This window comes from Pseudoalteromonas sp. SWYJ118 (genome assembly GCF_015864505.1).
GTDB lineage: Bacteria > Pseudomonadota > Gammaproteobacteria > Enterobacterales > Alteromonadaceae > Pseudoalteromonas > Pseudoalteromonas arctica.
On the sequence record NZ_JADYXC010000021.1, the window covers coordinates 52,733 to 73,130 of the forward strand.

Genomic DNA, 20,398 nt, shown 5'->3' on the forward strand with positions numbered 1-20,398 from the left:
AATGACATTTTAACTGATTTGACGAATAAAGTTAGTTAGGAGTGAGTGAAAGTTCAATTTTTGTTAGCCTAGTGGATAGTGACGTATTAAAATGCGCCTTTATACCTAATTGACTAAAGAAGAGTTGCCATGACCTGGGGTTTAGAAACAGCACGCGCCACTTATAACGTTGCTCATTGGAGTGATGGTTATTTTGATATTAACGCACAAGGCGAACTGGTGGCTTACCCAGATGGCGACCAAACAAAACCGGCCATTTCTTTAACGCAATTAACTGAGCAGTTTAAGCAACAAGGTTTAACGTTGCCGGTTTTAGTACGCTTTACCGATATTTTAAAAAATCGTGTAGACACCCTTACTAACGCGTTTACGCAGGCGCGAGCAAATCGCGAATATAACGGAAAATACACCTGTGTTTACCCAATTAAAGTAAATCAACAACGTTCTGTAGTAAGTAAACTATTAGCGCATCCAAGCGGGCTTGTTGGCCTAGAAGCAGGCTCAAAGCCAGAACTTATGGCTATTTTGGGTGTAGCAAAAGAGCCAATCACAATAGTGTGTAACGGCTATAAAGACAGTGAGTTTTTACGCTTAGCGTGTATTGGTCAAGCAATGGGCCACAGCGTAAAAATTGTGGTAGAAAAGCTTTCAGAACTGACCACACTACTTGAAGAAATAGACAACCTAGGCATTGAACCGGCTATTGGTATTCGCATTCGCCTAAACTCAGTAGGCAAAGGCAAGTGGCAAAACACGGGCGGCGAAAAAGGCAAGTTTGGTTTAACAGCAGGCCAAGTACTAAGTGCTGTTGAAGTGCTTAAAAAGCATAATAAGCTGCACTTAATGCAAATGGTGCATTTTCATATTGGTTCTCAAATTGCCAATATTCGTGATATTCACCGTGCTTTGCGTGAATGTGCGCGTCACTTTGCTGAGCTTACACAATTAAACGTACCGTTAAATACCGTTGATGTGGGCGGCGGCTTAGGTGTTGATTACGAGGGCTCTGGCTCGCGTAGTGCATGTTCAATGAATTACACCGTAGAAGAGTACGCGCGTAACGTAGTGAATGCATTTGCAGAAGTGTGCGATCAGCATAACCTTACGCATCCTGCCATTATCACCGAATCGGGGCGTGCTTTAACTGCTCACCATGCGGTATTAATTACCGATGTAATTGACGTAGAAAAAGCGCCTAATCATTTAAATCCAGAGCCACCGCTTGAAAATAGCGCATTAGTGCTTGATGAAATGTGGCAGTGTTTACAGCGTTTAAACCCGCGTATGGCATTAGAAATTTATCACGACGCTATGCACTTATTTAGCGAAGCGCACGATCAGTACGTGCATGGCTTAGTAAGCATGCTAGAGTGGGCGAAAATAGAGCAGCTTTACTTTACTATTTTACATCGTGTACGTGCATCGCTTAGTAATAACGCGCGCGCGCATCGTGAAGTACTCGACGATTTAAATGAAAAGCTTGCTGATAAACTCTTTGTTAACTTTTCATTATTTCAGTCGTTGCCTGATGTATGGGGGATTCAGCAGTTGTTTCCTGTTATGCCAATCGAAAACTTAACTCAGCCACTGACTCAGCGCGCGATTATTCAAGATATTACCTGCGATTCTGACGGGCAAATTCGCGAATACGTTGAAGGCGCTGGTATCGAAACCAGCCTACCAATACCAGAATATAAGCATGGCGAGCAATACCACATTGCTATGTTTATGGTAGGCGCGTATCAAGAGATTTTAGGTGATTTACATAACCTATTTGGTGACACTGATTCGGTGCACGTAGAGCTTAACGACGACGGCTACGTGTTAACCAATGCTATAAAAGGTGATAGCGTTAAGGATGTATTAAAGTTTGTTGACTATGATAGCGCCATTTTAGCTGACAACTTTGCGTACCAAGTTAATAAACTTGATGTATCGACGCAGTGTAAAGAAGGTTATTTAGCTGAGCTTAATGCAGGCCTTGAAGGCTATACCTATTTTGAAGATTAATTTGTAAGCAACTGAAAGCGCAGTATTAGTGGCTGCGCAATGTTTAAAGGAATGGAAGTAATGTCAGTTATTCGCAGTGTATTTAGTATTATTTTTTACACAATAAACACACTTTTTTGGTTTGTGCCTATTTTTTTTTGTGGGCTTATAAAGCTTATCCCTATTAAGCCTCTACAAAAGCTTATGAGCTGGGCAGCTAAGCAATTTGCAACTATTTGGGTTACCTTTAATAGCTTAAATCAAGCGTTATTCACGCCAACTAAACTTAATGTAACTGGCCTTGAAGACCTTAAATTAAAAGATTGGTACCTAGTAATTGCAAATCACCAAAGCTGGGTCGATATTTTAGTATTACAGCGCGTGTTTAATCGTAAAATTCCATTTTTAAACTTCTTTTTGAAAAAAGAGCTTATTTACGTGCCTATTTTAGGTTTATGTTGGTGGGCGCTTGATTTTCCGTTTATGACTCGCACGAGTAAAAGCCAATTAAAAAAGAATCCAAAGCTGCGTGGCAAAGATTTAGAAACCACACGTAAAGCCTGCGAAAAATTTAAAGAGATGCCAGTAAGTGTGGTTAACTTTGTAGAAGGCACTCGTTTTACTACGCAAAAGCATGAGCGCCAAAATAGCCCGTTCCCACATTTATTAAAACCAAAAGCGGGCGGTATTGCTTTTGTAATGCAAGCAATGGGCGAGCAAATTACTAAAGTGGTTAACGTTACCATTCAGTACCCAGATGGTATTCCTACTTTTATGGATTTTGCTGGTGGTAAGGTAAAAAATATCAACGTACACGTGGAAGTAAGGCCGGTAAGCGAAGAGCTTATTGGTGACTACACCGGTGATTCTGAATTTAGAGTTCGCTTTCAAAGCGAGTTAAACCGCTTATGGGAAAACAAAGAGCAAACACTACAATCGCTCGAAAAAACCCATAAGTAAAAGGTAAAAATATGAGCTTACAGTTATGCTAAAAAAGTGGTTACCAAATTGGCTTAACGGCTTAATTGTAGGCTGCGTATTGTTTTCTAACATGATACTTTTTGGCTCGCTAGTATTTGTACTGGGCCTTATTAAGTTATTACTGCCTTTGCCTGTGGTTAACTCTATATCACACAGCGCTTACCGAGGTTGGTGTAACGGCAACCGTTTAGGGCTTTGGTTAGGTTGCCCTAACATTGTGGTTGATATAAGTGGCGACTTAAACTCAAAAAGTTGGTATTTACTTATTTGTAACCACGCGAGTTGGTTAGATATAACTGTACTTAGCTCATTACATGCATTGCCTGCCCCTAAGTTCTTTTTAAAAGACGGGTTAAAGTACATGCCTTTTATTGGCACTGGTGCGTGGGCTATGGGTATGCCGTTTATGAAACGGGTAAGCAAAGCGCAGCTTGCTAAAAATCCAAAGTTGAAAGGGTTGGATGTAGAGCGCACGAAGCGTAGCTGTCGTAATTTTCGTCATCATCCTACTACCATCATTAATTTTGTTGAAGGTACACGCTATACGCCAGCCAAACATAATCTGCAACAAAGTCCTTTTAAGCATTTATTAAAGCCCAAAGCGGGTGGCATTGCTTTTGCGCTTGAAGTATTAGCCGATCAATTTGATGCCATGCTTAATACAAGTTTAGTATACAGCGGTAAGACAGATCACGTTTGTCGTAACTTGCTAAAAGGTGAGCTAGATTCTATTTATGTTTCAATAGACGTAACGCCCATTAATGACAATATGCAGGGCAGCTATCAAAGCGATGACGTATTTAAAGTTAATTTTCAACATTATGTGAATGAGCTATGGGTTGCTAAAGATCAGCAGCTTGCCGACATTTATGCTCAACAAGATTTACCTGAACCACAAATCAGTAAGGAAATTGAAACACTATGACCAACACCCATCTTCAGGAATTAATTGCTCCTTGGTTTGAAAAAGTACCCGACGCGGATTTTCTTAGCTCAATTACCGCAGTCTCAATAGGAATATTCTCTTTATTAATTGTTTACTTATTTACTCGTAGATTAATGTTACCTGGCATTCAAAAAATAGTGACGAGGCTTTCTCCTGAGCGAATTGGGGCGCTTTCTCCTATGCTTAATAAGCTAAATAAACGTATTGCCGGAATGCTGTGCTGCGTATTGTTTTTAGCTACGTTTGATAGCGTATACCCAGTTAATGAAATTGCAGGAGAAATACTAAAAACGATAGGACAAGCTTTGCTTATTATTTATGCTGGTTTTATTTTTAGTAGTATTGTGAGCATTGCGGGTACTATTTATAACCAGTTAGAGTTTGCACGCGAAGTCCCTATTCAGGGCTTAATTCAGGTTGTTAAGCTAATAACCTTTATTGTGTGTGCAATTTTAATTGTGAGCATTTTTCTTGAGAAGTCACCTACTTATATTCTCTCTGGCTTTGGTGCTATTGCTGCCGTTACGTTATTAGTATTTAAAGACACTATTTTAGGCTTTGTAGCCAGTATTCAAATAGCAGCAAATCGCCTAGTAACCTATGGTGATTGGATTCAAGTAGAAAATTACGGCGCCGATGGCGAAGTAATTGATTTGGGTTTAAACACTGTAAAGGTACGTAACTGGGATAACACCATAACAACTATTCCAACTTATATGCTGGTAGCGGGTTCATTTAAAAACTGGCGCGGCATGCAAGAGTCGGGCGGTAGACGTATTAAACGTTCACTCAATATTGATATGCACAGTATTTGTTTAGTGGGTGATGAGTTTAGAAAACAAATTGATGCGGCTATTCCGCTGCACGACTATATTCGAGTGACGACATTACCTGCTCAGGTTTCTAATTTAGGGTTATTTCGTCGCTATGCTGAAGGCTATTTAAAACAGCACAGTAAAATTAATACGTCGCTTACGTTAATGGTACGAGAGCTACAACCACTAAACCATGGTTTACCTATTGAGTTTTATTGCTTTAGTGAAGACAAACGCTGGATTTCGTACGAGCATTTACAAGCCGAAATAATGGACCATTTACTTGCGGTATTACCCGTGTTTGGGCTTAGAGCGTATCAAAGTGTAAGTGGGCAATTAAGCCCACCTAACGAGCAACAAACAGATAAGCCAACATTTAGAGTGATGGCAAATAGTGCTGTAAAAGACCCACAGCAATAAATAAAGCTAAGAGCCACCAAATAGGTGGCTTTTTAAATCGCAGCCATGCAAATGTAATTATTACTAACGCAACTTGCCAAAGGTTATGCACCGCTGATGTCCAAATTGGCGAATACAGTGCAGCCGCTAAAAAACCTACTACCGCGGCATTAAGCGCCGCTATTGAGCTTGCAAAACGTGGCTTACTTGCCAAGTTAATCCAGCTCTTTTGGAATGCGAGTATAAGTAAAAAACCAGGCATAAATATAAGCAGTGTAGCTATAAGAGCACCCACTAAAGGTTGTTCTGTAGTAAGTTGTGCGCCTAAGTAAGTAGCAATAGTAAACATAGGCCCAGGCACTGCTTGTGCACTCGCGTAAGCACTTAAAAACTGATCATCACTCAATGCTGGTACGCCAGCTTGAAGTACCGGCAGTACTACGTGTCCGCCGCCGAACACCATTGCACCTGCCTGGTAAAAAGGGGCAAACAAAGCAAACTCATGTCCTAGTGGAATAAAGCTAACACCAAGTAAGAGCGCAAATAATCCCAGTGCAATCCAATTAATATTACTTTTTGTACTGCTAACATTTTCTGTGGCTGTACCCAGTTTTAATAAAGGCCATATAGCACCTATTGTTGCAGCGGTTATTAAAATAGCGATTTGAGTTCCCATCATTGGAAATAACACCAAAGCAAGTGTACTCATTACAGCAAGTAACTTAAGCGCAGCACTTGTACAAAAGCTTTTAGCCATACTAAGTGTTGCATCAGCAACTATAACAACGGCAAATAACTTTAAGCCTGCAATAATAGCAAAGTAAACAGCGTCAAACTGATGAGCACTAACCGCAAGTAGCACCATTATTAAAAACGAAGGCAGAGTAAAACCTACAAAAGCAGCTATACCACCCAGTACTCCAGCACGCTCAACACCAATAGCGAAACTAACTTGGCTAGAGCCTGGCCCAGGCAGTGCTTGGCTTAAACTAATAAGTTGTGCGTAACGCGTGTTAGTTAACCAATTTAACGAGTCTACAAAGTGGCGTTTAAAATAACCTAAATGCGCAGCAGGGCCGCCAAAGCTCATACACCCTAGTAAAAAAAACTGTCTAAAAATAGCAATTAACATTGCGCCAATATCCTTTGTAAAATTCATTAAATTGTCACAGCGTAGTATGACATTTTTATTAAAATGGCACATTAGTTTGAGGTCTGTTTAACAATCAAGCAAGATGCGTTGCTTTTAACACTCTCTTCATAGTTTGTTCATACCTATATTTGCATACTCTTGCTAAATTCTTAATGAATAGGGTATCACCATGACTTTAACTAAATCACTTTTAAGCGTAACCGTAGTAGCTGTATTACTTTCTGGTTGTGAAATGAATAACACAGGTAAAGGAGCCGCTATAGGCGCCGCAGCCGGAGGTGTATTAGGTAAGGCTACGGGTAATCATAAAGATAAACGTATTTTTATTGGTGCAGCTATTGGTGCACTGGCGGGCGCTGCTGTTGGCGACTACATGGATAAGCAAGAAGAAGCATTTCGTGATGAGTTAGCGGGTTCAGGTGTTGAAGTAGTGCGTGAAGGTGATAACTTACGTTTAGTAATGCCATCAAACATTACGTTTGCGACTGCTCAGTCTTATATTTCATCAGGCTTTAACGATACGTTAGATGCGATTGCTAAAGTAATGAACAAGTACGAAAAAACCTACCTTAGTGTGCAAGGGCATACTGACAGTACGGGTAAAGATAGCTTCAACATGAACCTATCGCGTGAACGCGCACAAAGTGTGAAAGACTACTTAGTGAACCAACAAATTATGGCTACACGTGTTAGCACTATGGGCTATGGCGAAACACGCCCAATTGCAACTAATGATAGTGCAAATGGCCGCGCTCAAAACCGTCGCGTAGAAATTCAGATAGTGCCAAATACCGAAGGTTAGGGTTCTTGAACCTTGCAAATTTAACCTTGAAAGGTCAACAGACCCTAATCCTTATTAAACTGTAATTCACACAGTTTTTGATACAACGGGTTACTTGCTAACAACTCTTGGTGAGTACCCGTTGCTATGATTTCCCCATTTTCCATTACTACAATTACATCTGCATGTTTTACCGTTGCCAGCCTATGGGCAATAATTAACGTTGTTCTGTTTTGCATTAAATGCTCAAGTGCAGCTTGTACATGGTGTTCGCTTTGCGCATCCAGCGCGCTGGTGGCTTCATCCAGAAGAAGTATTTCAGGGTCTTTTAATATGGCACGTGCAAGCACAATACGCTGCTTTTGCCCACCCGATAACCTCACACCCTGCTCACCTAAAAAGCTGTTATAACCTTGCGGTAACTGTTTGATAAATTCATCGGCATGCGCATACTTTGCTGCGGCATATACTTGCTCATCGGTTGCACTTGGGTTGCCGTAGCGGATGTTATGCATTACGTCGGAGCTAAATAAAATAGGGTTTTGCGCTACCATGCCCATTTTATTACGCAGAGTATTAAGCGATAAATCTTTAATGTTTACATCTTTAAACTTAATAGCTCCGCTAGCCGGATCGTAAAAGCGTTGTAGTAATTCAAATAACGTTGTTTTACCTGCGCCAGAAGGGCCAACAATTGCCACGGTTTGGCCTTGATTTATATTTAGGCTTATTTTATTAAGCGCACTCACGTCTGGACGAGAAGGATAGTTAAAGCTTATATTTTCAAGTGTAATAGCAGGGCTGTTAATGTTTTGCAGTAAGCTATCGTCTTGTGGATCTAGCGGGTTTTCTATCTCACTTTTAACAGCAAGTAACTCAAGTAACCTTGCCGCAGCACCAGCTGCACGTTGTAGTTCGCCATATACTTCAGCAACGGTTGCCACCGACATTGCCACCATAATAGCGTAAAATACAAATGCACCTAACTCGCCGCCGCTCATGGTGCCTGCAAGTACGTCGTTACCACCTACCCATAACATAGCGCTAATAGCACTAAAGGTTAAAAAAATCACCACGGCTATTAAAAATGAACGTTGCTTAATACGTTTTTTAGCCACGTTAAAGGCTTTCTCGGTCTCAAGTGCAAAGGCATGTTGTTCTTGTTCTTCATGGCTATAACTTTGCACTACTTTAATATTTTGTATGATTTCTCCGGCATAGGTACTTATGTCGGCAATGGCATCTTGGCTAGAGCTTGCTAGTTTGCGTACCTTGCGACCAAATATCATCATAGGAACAAGTACCAGCGGTACACAGGCTACAACCACTAAAGTAAGTTTTAAATTAGTAAACAGCAGCATAGCGAGTCCACCAATCAACATAAGTACACTGCGCAGCGCCATAGAAAATGATGAGCCAATAATTGATTGCAGTAGTGTGGTGTCGGTGGTTAAACGCGACATAAGCTCGCCACTGCGGTTTTCTTCAAAGTAGCTAGGGTGCAAGGTAACAATGCGATTAAACACGGCTTTTCGAATATCGTTACTGACTCGTTCGCCAATCCACGACATTAAATAAAAACGGCTAAAGGTGCCTATTGCTAATAAGCTGATTAAGCCAATGAGTACCAGTACAGCTTGTTGCAATTGCTCTTTGGAGCCTGCAATAAATCCATGATCAATAACAAATTTAACACCTTGCCCTAATGATAAGTTAACACCCGCAGTAACTAATAGTGCAGCAAGCGCCGCTACTACCATCCATTTATACGGTTTAATAAAAGCAAAAACAGGTAATAAGCTGCTAAAAGCGGCTTTTTCGGATGCAGAGGTGTTTTTTGACATAGTGGATTCTTTTTAAAGGTTAAGGTATAGATATGGCATCATCGGATTAAAAATCAATAGTATTAAATATCATCAATAAGGAATTGTTATGACAACAAAAATAATAAGTGGTGAATTTACAGTGGCTTTAGCGCTAATTGAAGGTTACGCCAATGGGCAGCAAGGTATTAACTTAGGACGTATGTCGATTGATAAAACATTTAAAGGTGACTTAAATGCTACAAGCCAAGGCGAGATGCTTAGCGCAATGACGCCAACCCAAGGCAGTGCGGGTTACGTGGCAATAGAGCAAGTGATAGGTGAGCTTGAAGGTAAGCAGGGCAGTTTTGTACTGCAACACTTTGGCACTATGGATAAAGGACAAGACAGTCTTATTTTAAATGTTATTCCTGATTCAGGCACCTATGAGCTAAAAGGGTTAACTGGCAGTATGAAAATACGCATTGAGCAGGGCATTCACTATTACGACTTTGACTACCGCTTATAAAATGGATAACAAACAATGCAAAAAATAGTAGAATTTAAAAGGCGTGGTTTTTTAGTAACGGCATTGATGTAGATGCTTTGAATGAGCGCATATACCACTTAAATCAAGAAGGTTGGAAAGTAATAAGTATAAATACCGCGACTGCTTTTCAAGGCCAAATAACGGCCTATATATTATTAATAGAAAACGATGAACTATAAGGACAAAAATGACATTAGCAGCATGGTTTAGTTTAGTAGTTGTATGCATGATGGGTGCAATGTCGCCAGGCCCAAGCCTTGCAGTTGTACTAAAGCATACAATGAATGGCGGAATGAAAAACGGTATGCTTGCTGCACTTAGCCATGGCATGGGTGTTGGGCTTTATGCGGCAGCTTCGTTACTTGGTTTGGGGACATTGATGGCTCAGTTTCCAACGGTATACCAAGTACTTGTATATTTAGGCGCTGGGTATTTAGCTTATTTAGGTTTAAAAATACTATTAGCAAAACCCAATAATGACGAACTGCAAGTACAAAAAAGTGAGATAAGTGCAGTTAAAGCATTACAAGATGGCTTTGCCATTGCCTTTTTGAACCCCAAGCTCGCTATTTTCTTTTTAGCCTTGTTCTCACAGTTTATTGACCCGCAAAATCTCACTTTAAGCATTGGCATTATTATGTGCTTAACCGTGTTTGTAATTGATACAGGTTGGTATTTACTAGTTGCAGTACTTACTGAGGTTTCAAAAAATCGCTTTGGTTTTACTAAGCAGAACCCATGGCTTGATAAAATACTGGGGGTTGTGTTTATTGCTCTTGCTATAAAAGTCGTTATTAGTTTGTAAGATTGAGTAGAGATTATTGAAGTTTGCAGAGTGTATTTGTAGTTATATAGATAAAGGATTAAAACAATGACAAAACATATTTTAAAAAGTGCTTCATTCGATTACAAGGTAAAACAATATTGGATGGTTACTACCTCGCTATTTGCAATGTTGGCTCTTGTTACTATACCGCTTATACCTATCATTTTACTTATCGTATGGCTGGTGGGCGGGCGAATACTCGCAGCTATGTCGGCTGACTTATTACCACAAAAATTGGTAGTTAAACGTGGCATATTATTTAAAGAAGAAAAATCTATTCCGCTTGAAAAAATAACCGATGTAGGATTAAGCCAAGGGCCGCTCATGCGAATTTTTGGATTATATCGTTTAAGCTTTGAAACAGCTGGGCAGTCAGGAAATGGTGCTTTAGTGTCTTTGCTTGGTGTGGTTAATGCGAGTGAGTTTAGAGAGGCGATACTTGAGCAAAAAGATGTATTGGCTAATCAATGTAAAACGTCGCAGCAGGCAACAGAGCAAAGTGAGAAAGAGCTACTGAGAGCACTTACTTATAGTGTTAAAAATATTGAGCAGATGCTACTTGTTTTACTTGATGAAAGGCAGCAAAAGTAACTTATTTTTAAATACAGCCAATATCTTGCTTATAAGGATGTTTTTATGAATACGGATATAAAAAATATATTTAATAATCATCCTGAGGCAGCTAAAAGTACGCTTATACAATTACGAGAGCTAATTTATACCGTAGCACAAGAGCAAAACTTAGGAGCTGTTGAAGAGTCTTTAAAGTGGGGAGAGCCAAGTTATAACACAATAAATGGTAGCCCCATTCGCGTAGGCTTTAAGGGCTCATCGTGTTATTTGTTTTTTCTTTGCCAATCAAAGCTAGTAAGCACATTTAGAGAGTTGTACTCTCATAATCTTACCTTTGAAGGAAATAGAGCAATAGTGTTAAATAGTGAAAAGCCATTACCAGAACACCCAGTTAAAGAGTGTATTAAATTAGCACTGACTTATCACAGCGTTAAACACCTACCTTTGTTAGGTGCATAATTATAAGTACTTAGTAGATACTTAAAATACGCTACATATTTGGTTTGCGTCACAGGTAATAACAGTCACGTTTTCATAACCCACACGCGTTAATGCTTCTGCTCCCAACGTTGCGCGTGCACCACTTGCGCAGTGCACGTAAATAGGGCGAGCTGCGTCTTTTTCTATTTCCATTAGTTTCATCTCGAGCAATCCACGCGGAATATTTATAGCGCCGGCAGCCGATTTTGTCGCGTGCTCTGCAGGTTCTCGCACATCAATAAGTAAACCTTTATTTTGTTCAAGCTCGAGTTTTGCTTGCGCTGCGTCAATACGGCGTTGGTTAGGTGTGATAATTTTTAGTAAGTCAGGGATTGATGTAAGCATTAGTTTGTAAATCCTCTTTTTCTTAAAAAAGACATTAATAGGTGCTACTTGGTATAAGTAGGTTGAATTGAGTTAATACTTATAAATAACGTTAAAAACTGAAAGTTACTTTATATAAAGTAACTTAATAGTGCGGATACTGCTACAGCACTTCCGCCGATTAATAAAATGGCATCGCTAGTTTCATGGCCACCTTAATATTAGTAAAACCTAATGTTAATTATATTAGAACTTACTAATGTAAAAGTCTATACTTAAAAAGGTATCAAAAAGAGAAATAATAAAATGAATATTGAACAACTAGCTGTCAACGCAGAGCAAGCCGAACAGTTTTTAAAATTAATGGCTAACAAAAATCGCTTAATGATTTTATGTAGTTTATTACAAGGTGAGCAAAGTGTAGGTGAGCTAAATAAAAATGTACCTTTAGCACAGTCAGCGTTATCTCAGCATTTAGCAAGTTTACGCAAGGCAGATATGGTTGCTACTCGCAGAGAAGGGCACACTATTTATTACTCATTGACCGATCCAAAAGTTGAGTCGATCATTGCTTTGCTATATGAGTGGTTTTGCCGACAAGAAGATACTAAATAAACGTAGCTATTTCATCGAGTGATTTTTTATCCAGTGCATGAGCCGGTATTGTTGCATCATCACTTGGGTAGCCTGCAATAAGTAGCATGTATGGGCGTTCGTTATCTCTATCGCGACCACATATGTCGGTTAAAAAGCTCATTGGTTTTGGAGTATGAGTAAGGGTTGCCAAACCTGAACGGTGCAAAGCCTGAATTAAAAAGCCGGTAGCTAAGCCAACAGACTCATGCACATAATAATTCGTATTTTTATCATCAGTGCTTACGCCGCCCTTTTTTTGACTAAATACAGCAATAAGCCAAGGTGCATGCTCTAAATAAGGTTTATTGGCGTCGGTACCTAACGGTTTTAGCGCATCTAACCATTCTTCACCTGCTCTGCCTTCGTAAAAAGATCGTTCTAGCTTTTCGGCGGCTTCTCTTATTTGTTTTTTTACATCACTGCTGTTTATAGCCACAAAATGCCAAGGCTGATGATTCGCTCCACTGGGTGCTGTGCCTGCTGCTTTTATACATGCTTCAATAATATTTTTTGGTACTGGGCGATCGCTAAAGCTGCGAATGCTATGGCGGCGTTGGCTAGTGGTTAAAAACTCGTTAGCGCGATTTAGCATTTCGTCGTGTGGGTATTCTATAAAGTCGTTTAATGGCTGACTTTGGTGATCTTGCATGGCTTTTCGCTTCTTATAAAAAGTATATGTGGTTTTTATACCGAGTGAATAAAGCGTAGGCAAGTGTTATGAGTTTAAATTATGTTTATTTGTTGTTACAAATTTAACCAGTAAGTAACTTATGTTCCTGTTTTTCTTGTGGTATAAAACATCATAAAAATAATTACTCATATTCAAGGAAGTAAAAATGCTATCAATAACTGGGTTATCTAAAACCTACGATAACGGCGTACATGCACTACAAGGTGTTGATTTATCTATCGGTAAAGGGATGTTTGGATTGCTTGGGCCAAATGGCGCAGGTAAATCATCGCTTATGCGTACCATTGCAACACTACAGTCGGCTGATTCAGGTTCAATTACTTTTGATGGCATTGATGTATTTAAAGACCCACAGGCACTGCGCCAACGCTTAGGTTACTTACCACAAGATTTTGGTGTGTACCCGCGTGTTAGTGCTTACGACTTACTGGACCATATGGCTGTTTTAAAGGGTATTCATAATAAAGCACAGCGTAAAGAGTCGGTTGAAGGGTTACTTGCGCACACTAATTTATATCAACATCGCTCAAAAGCGGTAAGTGGCTTTTCGGGCGGTATGCGCCAGCGTTTTGGTATTGCACAAGCCTTACTAGGCGACCCTGATTTACTAATCGTTGATGAGCCAACAGCGGGGCTAGATCCTGAAGAGCGTAATCGTTTCCATAACTTATTAGTAAGCTTAGGCGAGCAAAAAGTAGTTATATTATCGACCCATATTGTTGAAGATGTTGCAGAGCTTTGCCCAAATATGGCGGTGTTGGCTGGCGGTAAGATTTTACTGGAAGGTAACCCAATAACGCTTACCGATAAGCTCCAAGGACAAATTTGGCGCAAAGCCATGAGCCAAGAAGAAGCGCAAGAACTTGAGCCGCAATTACCGGTTATTTCTAAGCGCTTATTTGCAGGGAAAACAATTTTACATGTAATAGCAGAGCAGGCTCCACAAGGGTTTGAAGCAAGTAATGCAAATTTAGAAGATGTGTACTTTTCTACACTGCTTAATCATCGTAACAGCGAAGTAGCATAAGGAGGCGTTATGTTTTTTAATATGCTTGCGTTTGAGCTGCGCTATTTTATGCGCCAACCTTCGTTTTATGTGACCTCATTAATCTTCTTTTTTATGGCGTTTTTTATAAGCTCCAGTAGTAAGTTTCCGCTAGGTGGGGCGAATGTTCATATGAACTCGCCGTTCTCGATTATGCTTTTAACCGTTACATTTTGTACACTCGCTATGTTTTTAGTGGTTAACTTTGTTGCCAGCTCTGCTATTCGCAACAGTGAAAGCAAAATGGATGAGCTGGTATTTAGTAAGCCTGTTAATCCTGTGCCTTATCAAGCAGGGCGTTTTTTTGGTTCTTACTTAGTTGTACTTATTGTGTTTTTAAGCGTGCCATTGGGTGTGTTTTTAGGGTCGCAATTTGGTTTATTAGTTGGCTGGCTCGATGGCGAATTGATTGGTCCTAATAAGCTAATGTACTACGCTGCGCCTTATCTTTATTTAGCAGTGCCAAGTTTACTTGTGCTTTCGGCTATTTTTAATAGTGTAGCGGTCTATTTTAAAACCATGATGTCGGTGTATGTAGCAGCTGTTGTGATTTTTATAGCCTATCAAATTGCCGGCGTTTACTTTGATGATTTAGCATTTAGAAATATTGTTGTTTACGCCGACCCATTTGGCTCAGGTTCGTTAATTGATTTAACACGTTATTGGACTGTAAATGATAAAAACACAGAAGTGCTAACGCTCACAGGTGACCTTTTAGTTAACCGTATATTGTGGGTGGCAATCAGTGTTGCAATGTTTTTTGGCCTTGGAAAGCTAAGCAACCGCATAGTAACTAAAAAACAGAAGAAGCAATTTAAAGTCTCTGCTTTTGTACAAAATAAACAAGCTGCACTTATCAATAGTGCTAAAAATTATAAATCAGCGGGGATTAGTACTAAATCTCAGCTAATAATGCGCAGTATATTCGAACTTAAACAAGTTATATTTAGTGCTCCTTTTATGATTTTAGCGGGTGTAAGCATTGTAACGCTTATGATCCCTCTGTTTGCGCCTATTGGTGCTTATGGCACTACTAACTGGCCTTTAACTCAGAATATGGTCAATATTATTAGCGGTATTTCTGGTTTATTTTTGTTTGTTATTATCGCTTTTTATAGTGCTGAGCTTGTGTGGCGAGAGCGACAAAGTGGCATGGGCGATATTATTGACAGCTTTCCTGTACATAACAGTGTTTTTTGGGTGTCAAAAATACTGGCTTTAATCGCCGCTGTTTCTGGGTTGTTCCTCGTGGGAATGATACTCACAATTACAGTTCAGTTATTTAAAGGTCAATTTAATTTAGAGCTAGGACAGTATTTATTTAGGATTGTTTATTTATCGATTTTACCGTTGATTATGCTGACGGTACTTGCCTTCTTTTTGCAGATTATTAGCCCGAATAAATATGTAGGAATGGGTTTGTTTATTTTGTACTACATAGTGCAAACAGTAATGGATTCTTATGGGTTTGAGCATCATATGTATCATTTTTCGCAAAGCAGTAGCGTACCGTATTCTGATATAAATGGTTATGGGCACTTCTTACAAGCTGCGCATTGGTACACATTATATTGGGGCGCGTTAAGCCTTGTTTTAGCGATTGTTGGGTTTGCGTTATGGCATCGTGGTCCTTCACAAACGCTGCGCACACGCCTGTCTATGCTTCGTTATAATATGTCGTTAAAAGGGCAAGCGGTTGCGGTTATTAGTGCATTAGTGTTTGTTGGTGCAGGCTACAATATTTATAACAACACGCGAGTTTTGAATGAGTTTACTACGAGCGATGAGTTTCAAGACAAGCAAATAAGTTATGAACAGCAGTTTGCACAATACAAAGACTTAGCGCTACCTATGGTGACCGATGTTGACTTAACTGTTGATATTTTTCCAAAAAAGCGTGCTTTAAGTGCTGTGGCAAAAATTAAATTTACCAATACCTCTAACAAGCCAATTACGCGAGTATTGATCAACTCACCTCAACACGCTAAAAGTTGGGATGTAGCCATGGCAGGCGGTAAGATAGTTGAAAAATTACCAGCGTTTTATTCAGCATGGTTTGAATTTGAGCAGCCGCTTATGCCAAACGAAATAAGAGAAGGGCAACTGTCGGTTACTCGCGAACATACAGCCTTTACCGATAAAGACTCTGATACACAATTGGTTGCCAATGGCACTTTTATTAATAACTTGGAACTCCTTCCTAGCTTTGGTTATAACCGTGGTTTACAGGTAGCTGATAAATTTGAGCGCCGCAAGCATGATTTACCAGAACTTGAACGTGCCCATAAGCTAGAAGACAGTCAGTACTATACACAAAGTGATTTTGGTGCAGCTAATGGGTTTATTAACTTTAAGGCAACGGTAACAACCGACGAGTCGCAATTTGCGATTACCCCAGGGTATTTACAAAGTGAAAGTGTAAAAGACGGGCGCCGCACCTTTGTTTATGAAATGGATGCGCCTATTTTAAACTTTTATGCGGTGCTTTCGGCTGAACTTGAAAGTAAAAAGGTTGAGCATAATGGGGTAAATATTGAGGTGTATTACCACAAAAACCATGCATGGAATGTCGACCGTATGATTGAGTCGGTACAAGACTCGATAGATTACTTTACACAAGCATTTGGGCCGTATCAGCATAAACAGCTACGTATTATTGAATTTCCTAAGTATCGCTCGTTTGCACAAAGTTTTGCCAATACAGTCCCTTACTCAGAAAGCATGGGGTTTATTACAGACTTAAGAGATGAGAGTAAAGTTGACTACCCTTACTATGTTACCGCACATGAAGTAGCGCACCAATGGTGGGGGCATCAAGTGTCGGGAGCGAATGTTGAGGGGAGCGCAGTTATGTCAGAAACGCTTTCACAGTACAGTGCGCTTATGGTGCTCGAAAAACGCTTTGGCGCAGAGAAGCTACGTAAGTTTTTAAAATATGAGCTTGATAGGTACTTAATAGGGCGTACAGGGGAAGCCTTTGAAGAAATGCCACTATATAAAACGCAGTCTCAACAATATCTTCATTACAATAAAGGATCTGTGGTAATGATGGCGATTTATGATCGTTTAGGTGAAAAACGTTTAAATGATGCACTCAAAGCATTTTTAAATGAGTTTCAGTACCAATCAACACCATACCCAACAACACTTGATTTACTTAGCTATTTAAAACAAGACGCAACACAAGCCGAACAAAGCTTTATTGACGATCAGTTTAAATACATAACACTGTATGAGCTTGAGATGAAAGAGGTGTCAGTTACAGATAGCGTTGATAGCGAAGGTTTTTATACTGTAACACTTAGCGTAGAAGCCGTTAAACAGCGTGCGGATGGCCAAGGTGAAGAAACTGAACAGCCGCTCGATGAGCTAATTGATATTGCGTTGTTTAGCGATGACCCTGAAAACCTACTAGCTGAAGATTTTGTTATTTACTCTCAAAAGCACCAAATAGTATCAGGTATTAATACGATTGAGCTTAAAGTAAAAGAAAAGCCATTATTTGCGGGGGTCGATCCTTACATTAAGCTAGTCGATAAGGATAGTAAAAATAACCTAGCTAAATTTTAAGGTCTATCTACTAACCACTTAAACTGACTAATTTAAAGGCCGCCTTTATGCGGCCTTTATGTGTAATAAACTGTATAAAACTTCATAGCGTTTCTACATATTCCCCACAGCTTTTTACGCTAATATTTTATGTTCTCTTATAAAGTTACCTTACTGGTATTTAGTTTATAAGAAAGAGTATGAAACCATTAATTATAGGGGCGATAGCATTAAGCCTGAGTGCTTGTTCTGCGGTAACCATTCAGCCACAGGCAACAGCAAAAATAACGAGCCAAGCTAATTACGAAGATAGTCGCTCATTTTACTTTTGGGGATTGGTAGGCGAGCAACGCGTAGATGTAAAACAAATTTGTTTAAGTACATCCGTTACTCAAATGCAGTCACAGCAAACCTTTGGTGATGGAGCGCTGAGTTTAATTACGCTTGGAATATACTCGCCTCATACCATTAAAGTGTGGTGCCAAGAGCAAGTAATAGGGGAAACATTATGAGTATCAAGCTACTTGTGGCCAGTTGTACATTTATTATATTAACGGGATGTACAAATATTTACTTTGATAACGGAGCACAAAGCAAAGTAAGCAATAAAACGCTAAAAAGCTCACAGTGGCATCATAATTTTGCACTTGCGTTGTACGAGGGATCAGAGCCGTTAGATTTAACAACACATTGCCCACAAGGTGAATGGCAAAGCGTTCATACGTATAAATCGTTTACTAATGGTTTAGCTGAGGTAGTTGTAAATCAAATTGGACCAGCTTGGTACCCTAAAACAGTGGAAGTACAATGTAATAAGGTACCATTTAAATAACTTTATGAACGAGAAAAGGGCCAAAAGGCCCTTCGTGTTGCAGCAAGTAACACATTCTTTCTTATAAATTAAAGTCTACAGAATAAGCAACGTAAGCTTTAATATCTGAATCATCCATATCTGTATCAGATAAACCAAAAGTAAAACCGTCTTTCGAAATAGATACACCGTAATCTAGAATATTGTCATCACCAATAAAGTCACCTGAGTAATGACCTAGGTGAAGCGCCATTTCAGTACCGTTACTACCAACAGCAAAACCATAATCTGCAGTTAAGTAAAGTGAATCACCAAAGTCTGTACCATCACCACTTGCAGCTGATGTTGCAAGTACTGAAGCACCAAAGGTAAAGCCTTCAACACTGATGCTACCGTAAATTTCAGAGAAATCTGCGTCAGCCTCAGAAGCGGCATCTGGGTAAGCGTAATAAATATAGCCAACATCGTAGCTAACGCTTTCGTTAATGTCGCCACCAAAGCCTGCGTATAAATCAAGCTCATAGGTCATTTCATCTGCCCACGATGCATTTGAAGCCCAAGTACCTGCATAAAAGCCCGATTCATTGGCGTAATCAATACCGCCTGAAATAGCTGCATCGCCCCCAGTTTGCTCTTGACCGCGCCATAAGTAGTTTGATGTTGCCGCTGCATTAGCAGTTACTTCAGCATGCACAGCTGTAGATGTTAAAGATGTTGCGCCCATTAATGCTATAGCACTTATAGCGATGGTTTTTTTTAGTTTTAGCATGTCCATTTCCCGTTATATGATTTTTGCTCGCCAAGGTTTTTATTATGTAATCGGAACCTTTAGGCTGACGGCTTTTTATTGTTTAACTAACGGGATAATTGCACTGTATGTGCCAGCTTCATTATTTTTTATTAAAAATTATTTTTTATTTATTAAAAACATGAGCTTGAATTTTATGAATAGGATGGGGATATAACATGAAGGAAGATGTTGCGCACATTGCTGGTGCATAAATTAACCTAGCCGCACCATAAAAGTACGGCTAAATTAGAAGGTTTTAGCCGAATATAGTGCGCATAAGGCTAATTGTTTCGTTTACGCTGCGACCTTTTTGTACTTCACTCACAATTGAATCACGTTTACTGCGAATGTGTTCAGGAATATCGTCAGCAGCAAGAGCACGGTCTACTAAAATTTCTGCAGACTCTTTACCTCTACGCTGAGTTTTACCTGTTGTAGTTGTAGTACGTTTAGGCTTGGTTAGCAGTTTAATGTAGTTAGAGTTATCTGGTGTTTTAGCATCAGCATAGTGAAAGAAACATGGGATTAGCGCTTTAATAGCAACTAATTGTTCTTCTAACTCATTACTAGGTTTAGCCATTTTGTACCATGACATAGCTTGAATACCTTTTACGATATCTTGCCAGTAACGCTCAAAATCACTATTTTTAAGTTTAGAAACACCAAGGGCACCACATAAAGCATCTAATCGATTATTTGTAATCGGAGTAAATAAATCAGGGCGACGCATTGCAAGCAGTCGTGTTGCAGGCGCAAGTGTTGGTTTTTCGTTGTTGTCGGTGAATATTTTTGAATAAGCAGCAACAAATTGTTGATACTCATATTGAGTAATATCACCTTCAAGTGGAATATTCACTAGTGCATCATCAAAAGCACCTGGTAAATCACCAAGCATTTGATGGAAGCTCTTTGCACTCTTTGTAGATGCAAACCATTCAACGTCAAAGTTGTATGTGCTTGGATCAAGTGATGCCATGTGCTTACCGCTAAACGCAAGTAAGTCTTCAGGGATCATATCTTTAAGAGATTGTTCACGAATGCTTTTAATGTAGTCTACTAAGCGAAGCTGTTCATCAAGTGCAATAACGTCTTTGTGTTGTTCTACAAATACACTTACAACAGGCCAAGGAGCAATACGTAAAGCTTTAGCCTGTAAAAAGCTAATCGCTTGCCCTGTAATGAGAATTCACTCAGCATGGCAAACGGCGCATACTTAAATATTATTTAGCCTTAAAGCTGCAGAGATTGTTATAAAAC

General features: G+C 39.6%; 19 protein-coding genes and 1 pseudogene. 14 read left to right on the top strand and 6 right to left on the bottom strand.

Going from position 1 to position 20,398, the window contains the following annotated elements:
* Nucleotides 1-129 precede the first annotated feature (129 nt).
* Genes speA through I6F48_RS16880 form a run of 4 tightly spaced genes read left to right on the top strand, consistent with a single transcriptional unit; the run spans nt 130 to nt 5,151 of the window.
* On the top strand, nt 130-2,010 hold the full coding sequence (gene speA / locus I6F48_RS16865; protein WP_007584591.1) for a biosynthetic arginine decarboxylase: 1,881 nt from the start codon (nt 130-132) through the stop codon (nt 2,008-2,010).
* 60 nt (nt 2,011-2,070) lie between these two features.
* Nucleotides 2,071-2,949: an acyltransferase gene (locus tag I6F48_RS16870; RefSeq protein WP_197119905.1), complete on the top strand. Its 879-nt coding sequence runs from the start codon at nt 2,071-2,073 to the stop codon at nt 2,947-2,949.
* A 25-nt stretch (nt 2,950-2,974) separates the two neighbouring features.
* Nucleotides 2,975-3,895 carry an acetyltransferase gene (locus tag I6F48_RS16875; RefSeq protein ID WP_197119891.1) on the top strand — a complete coding sequence of 307 codons (921 nt, stop codon included), beginning with the start codon at nt 2,975-2,977 and terminating at the stop codon, nt 3,893-3,895.
* A complete protein-coding gene (locus I6F48_RS16880) occupies nt 3,892-5,151 on the top strand; it encodes a mechanosensitive ion channel family protein (RefSeq protein WP_024594278.1) in 1,260 nt (419 codons plus the stop codon). Before I6F48_RS16875 ends, I6F48_RS16880 begins: the two co-directional genes overlap by 4 nt.
* Here I6F48_RS16880 and chrA read toward each other — a convergent pair.
* The gene (chrA, locus tag I6F48_RS16885) at nt 5,108-6,262 is read right to left on the bottom strand and encodes a chromate efflux transporter (RefSeq protein WP_010554934.1); all 1,155 of its coding nucleotides are present in this window, start codon (nt 6,260-6,262) and stop codon (nt 5,108-5,110) included. The two genes, I6F48_RS16880 and chrA, sit on opposite strands and share 44 nt — an antisense overlap.
* Nucleotides 6,263-6,452: 190 nt before the next feature.
* On the opposite strand from chrA, the gene I6F48_RS16890 reads away from it, so the two are divergent.
* Nucleotides 6,453-7,085, top strand: a complete 633-nt coding sequence (locus I6F48_RS16890) for an OmpA family protein (protein ID WP_007584604.1) — start codon at nt 6,453-6,455, stop codon at nt 7,083-7,085.
* Between the two features lie 44 nt (nt 7,086-7,129).
* Here the strand turns inward: I6F48_RS16890 and I6F48_RS16895 are convergent, their stop codons facing one another.
* Nucleotides 7,130-8,908, bottom strand: a complete 1,779-nt coding sequence (locus I6F48_RS16895) for an ABC transporter transmembrane domain-containing protein (RefSeq protein ID WP_197119892.1) — start codon at nt 8,906-8,908, stop codon at nt 7,130-7,132.
* 88 nt (nt 8,909-8,996) lie between these two features.
* On the opposite strand from I6F48_RS16895, the gene I6F48_RS16900 reads away from it, so the two are divergent.
* The 4 genes from I6F48_RS16900 (at nt 8,997) to I6F48_RS16915 (ending at nt 11,274) form a co-directional block, all read left to right on the top strand.
* Nucleotides 8,997-9,395 (top strand): DUF3224 domain-containing protein, encoded by a 399-nt coding sequence (locus tag I6F48_RS16900; protein ID WP_197119893.1) that lies wholly within the window; start codon nt 8,997-8,999, stop codon nt 9,393-9,395.
* 208 nt (nt 9,396-9,603) lie between these two features.
* A complete protein-coding gene (locus tag I6F48_RS16905; RefSeq protein WP_197119894.1) occupies nt 9,604-10,221 on the top strand; it encodes a LysE family translocator in 618 nt (205 codons plus the stop codon).
* Between the two features lie 66 nt (nt 10,222-10,287).
* Complete coding sequence (locus I6F48_RS16910; RefSeq protein WP_197119895.1) at nt 10,288-10,833, top strand: PH domain-containing protein; 546 nt, start codon at nt 10,288-10,290, stop codon at nt 10,831-10,833.
* 45 nt (nt 10,834-10,878) lie between these two features.
* A complete protein-coding gene (locus I6F48_RS16915; RefSeq protein ID WP_197119896.1) occupies nt 10,879-11,274 on the top strand; it encodes a DUF1801 domain-containing protein in 396 nt (131 codons plus the stop codon).
* A gap of 21 nt (nt 11,275-11,295) precedes the next feature.
* Here the strand turns inward: I6F48_RS16915 and I6F48_RS16920 are convergent, their stop codons facing one another.
* Nucleotides 11,296-11,640 (bottom strand): rhodanese-like domain-containing protein, encoded by a 345-nt coding sequence (locus I6F48_RS16920; RefSeq protein ID WP_024591370.1) that lies wholly within the window; start codon nt 11,638-11,640, stop codon nt 11,296-11,298.
* A 285-nt stretch (nt 11,641-11,925) separates the two neighbouring features.
* Here I6F48_RS16920 and I6F48_RS16925 point away from each other — a divergent pair, with 285 nt between their 5' ends.
* Complete coding sequence (locus I6F48_RS16925; protein WP_121955058.1) at nt 11,926-12,234, top strand: ArsR/SmtB family transcription factor; 309 nt, start codon at nt 11,926-11,928, stop codon at nt 12,232-12,234.
* Here the strand turns inward: I6F48_RS16925 and I6F48_RS16930 are convergent.
* The gene (locus I6F48_RS16930) at nt 12,227-12,904 is read right to left on the bottom strand and encodes a nitroreductase family protein (protein WP_197119897.1); all 678 of its coding nucleotides are present in this window, start codon (nt 12,902-12,904) and stop codon (nt 12,227-12,229) included. The genes I6F48_RS16925 and I6F48_RS16930 overlap by 8 nt on opposite strands.
* Before the next feature lie 187 nt (nt 12,905-13,091).
* Between I6F48_RS16930 and I6F48_RS16935 the strand changes: the two genes are divergently transcribed.
* The 4 genes from I6F48_RS16935 to I6F48_RS16950 all read left to right on the top strand — a co-directional run bounded on the left by I6F48_RS16935 (nt 13,092) and on the right by I6F48_RS16950 (nt 18,372).
* Nucleotides 13,092-13,973, top strand: a complete 882-nt coding sequence (locus tag I6F48_RS16935) for an ABC transporter ATP-binding protein (RefSeq protein ID WP_197119898.1) — start codon at nt 13,092-13,094, stop codon at nt 13,971-13,973.
* Between the two features lie 9 nt (nt 13,974-13,982).
* On the top strand, nt 13,983-17,561 hold the full coding sequence (locus I6F48_RS16940; protein ID WP_197119899.1) for an ABC transporter permease/M1 family aminopeptidase: 3,579 nt from the start codon (nt 13,983-13,985) through the stop codon (nt 17,559-17,561).
* Between the two features lie 179 nt (nt 17,562-17,740).
* Nucleotides 17,741-18,052, top strand: a complete 312-nt coding sequence (locus I6F48_RS16945) for a Bor family protein (protein WP_197119900.1) — start codon at nt 17,741-17,743, stop codon at nt 18,050-18,052.
* Complete coding sequence (locus tag I6F48_RS16950; RefSeq protein ID WP_197119901.1) at nt 18,049-18,372, top strand: Bor/Iss family lipoprotein; 324 nt, start codon at nt 18,049-18,051, stop codon at nt 18,370-18,372. Before I6F48_RS16945 ends, I6F48_RS16950 begins: the two co-directional genes overlap by 4 nt.
* Before the next feature lie 61 nt (nt 18,373-18,433).
* Here the strand turns inward: I6F48_RS16950 and I6F48_RS16955 are convergent, their stop codons facing one another.
* Nucleotides 18,434-19,120, bottom strand: a complete 687-nt coding sequence (locus tag I6F48_RS16955) for a TorF family putative porin (protein ID WP_024591363.1) — start codon at nt 19,118-19,120, stop codon at nt 18,434-18,436.
* A gap of 277 nt (nt 19,121-19,397) precedes the next feature.
* Nucleotides 19,398-20,309: pseudogene (locus I6F48_RS16960) on the bottom strand (hypothetical protein); the annotation flags it as partial.
* Between the last annotated feature and the right edge of the window lie 89 nt (nt 20,310-20,398).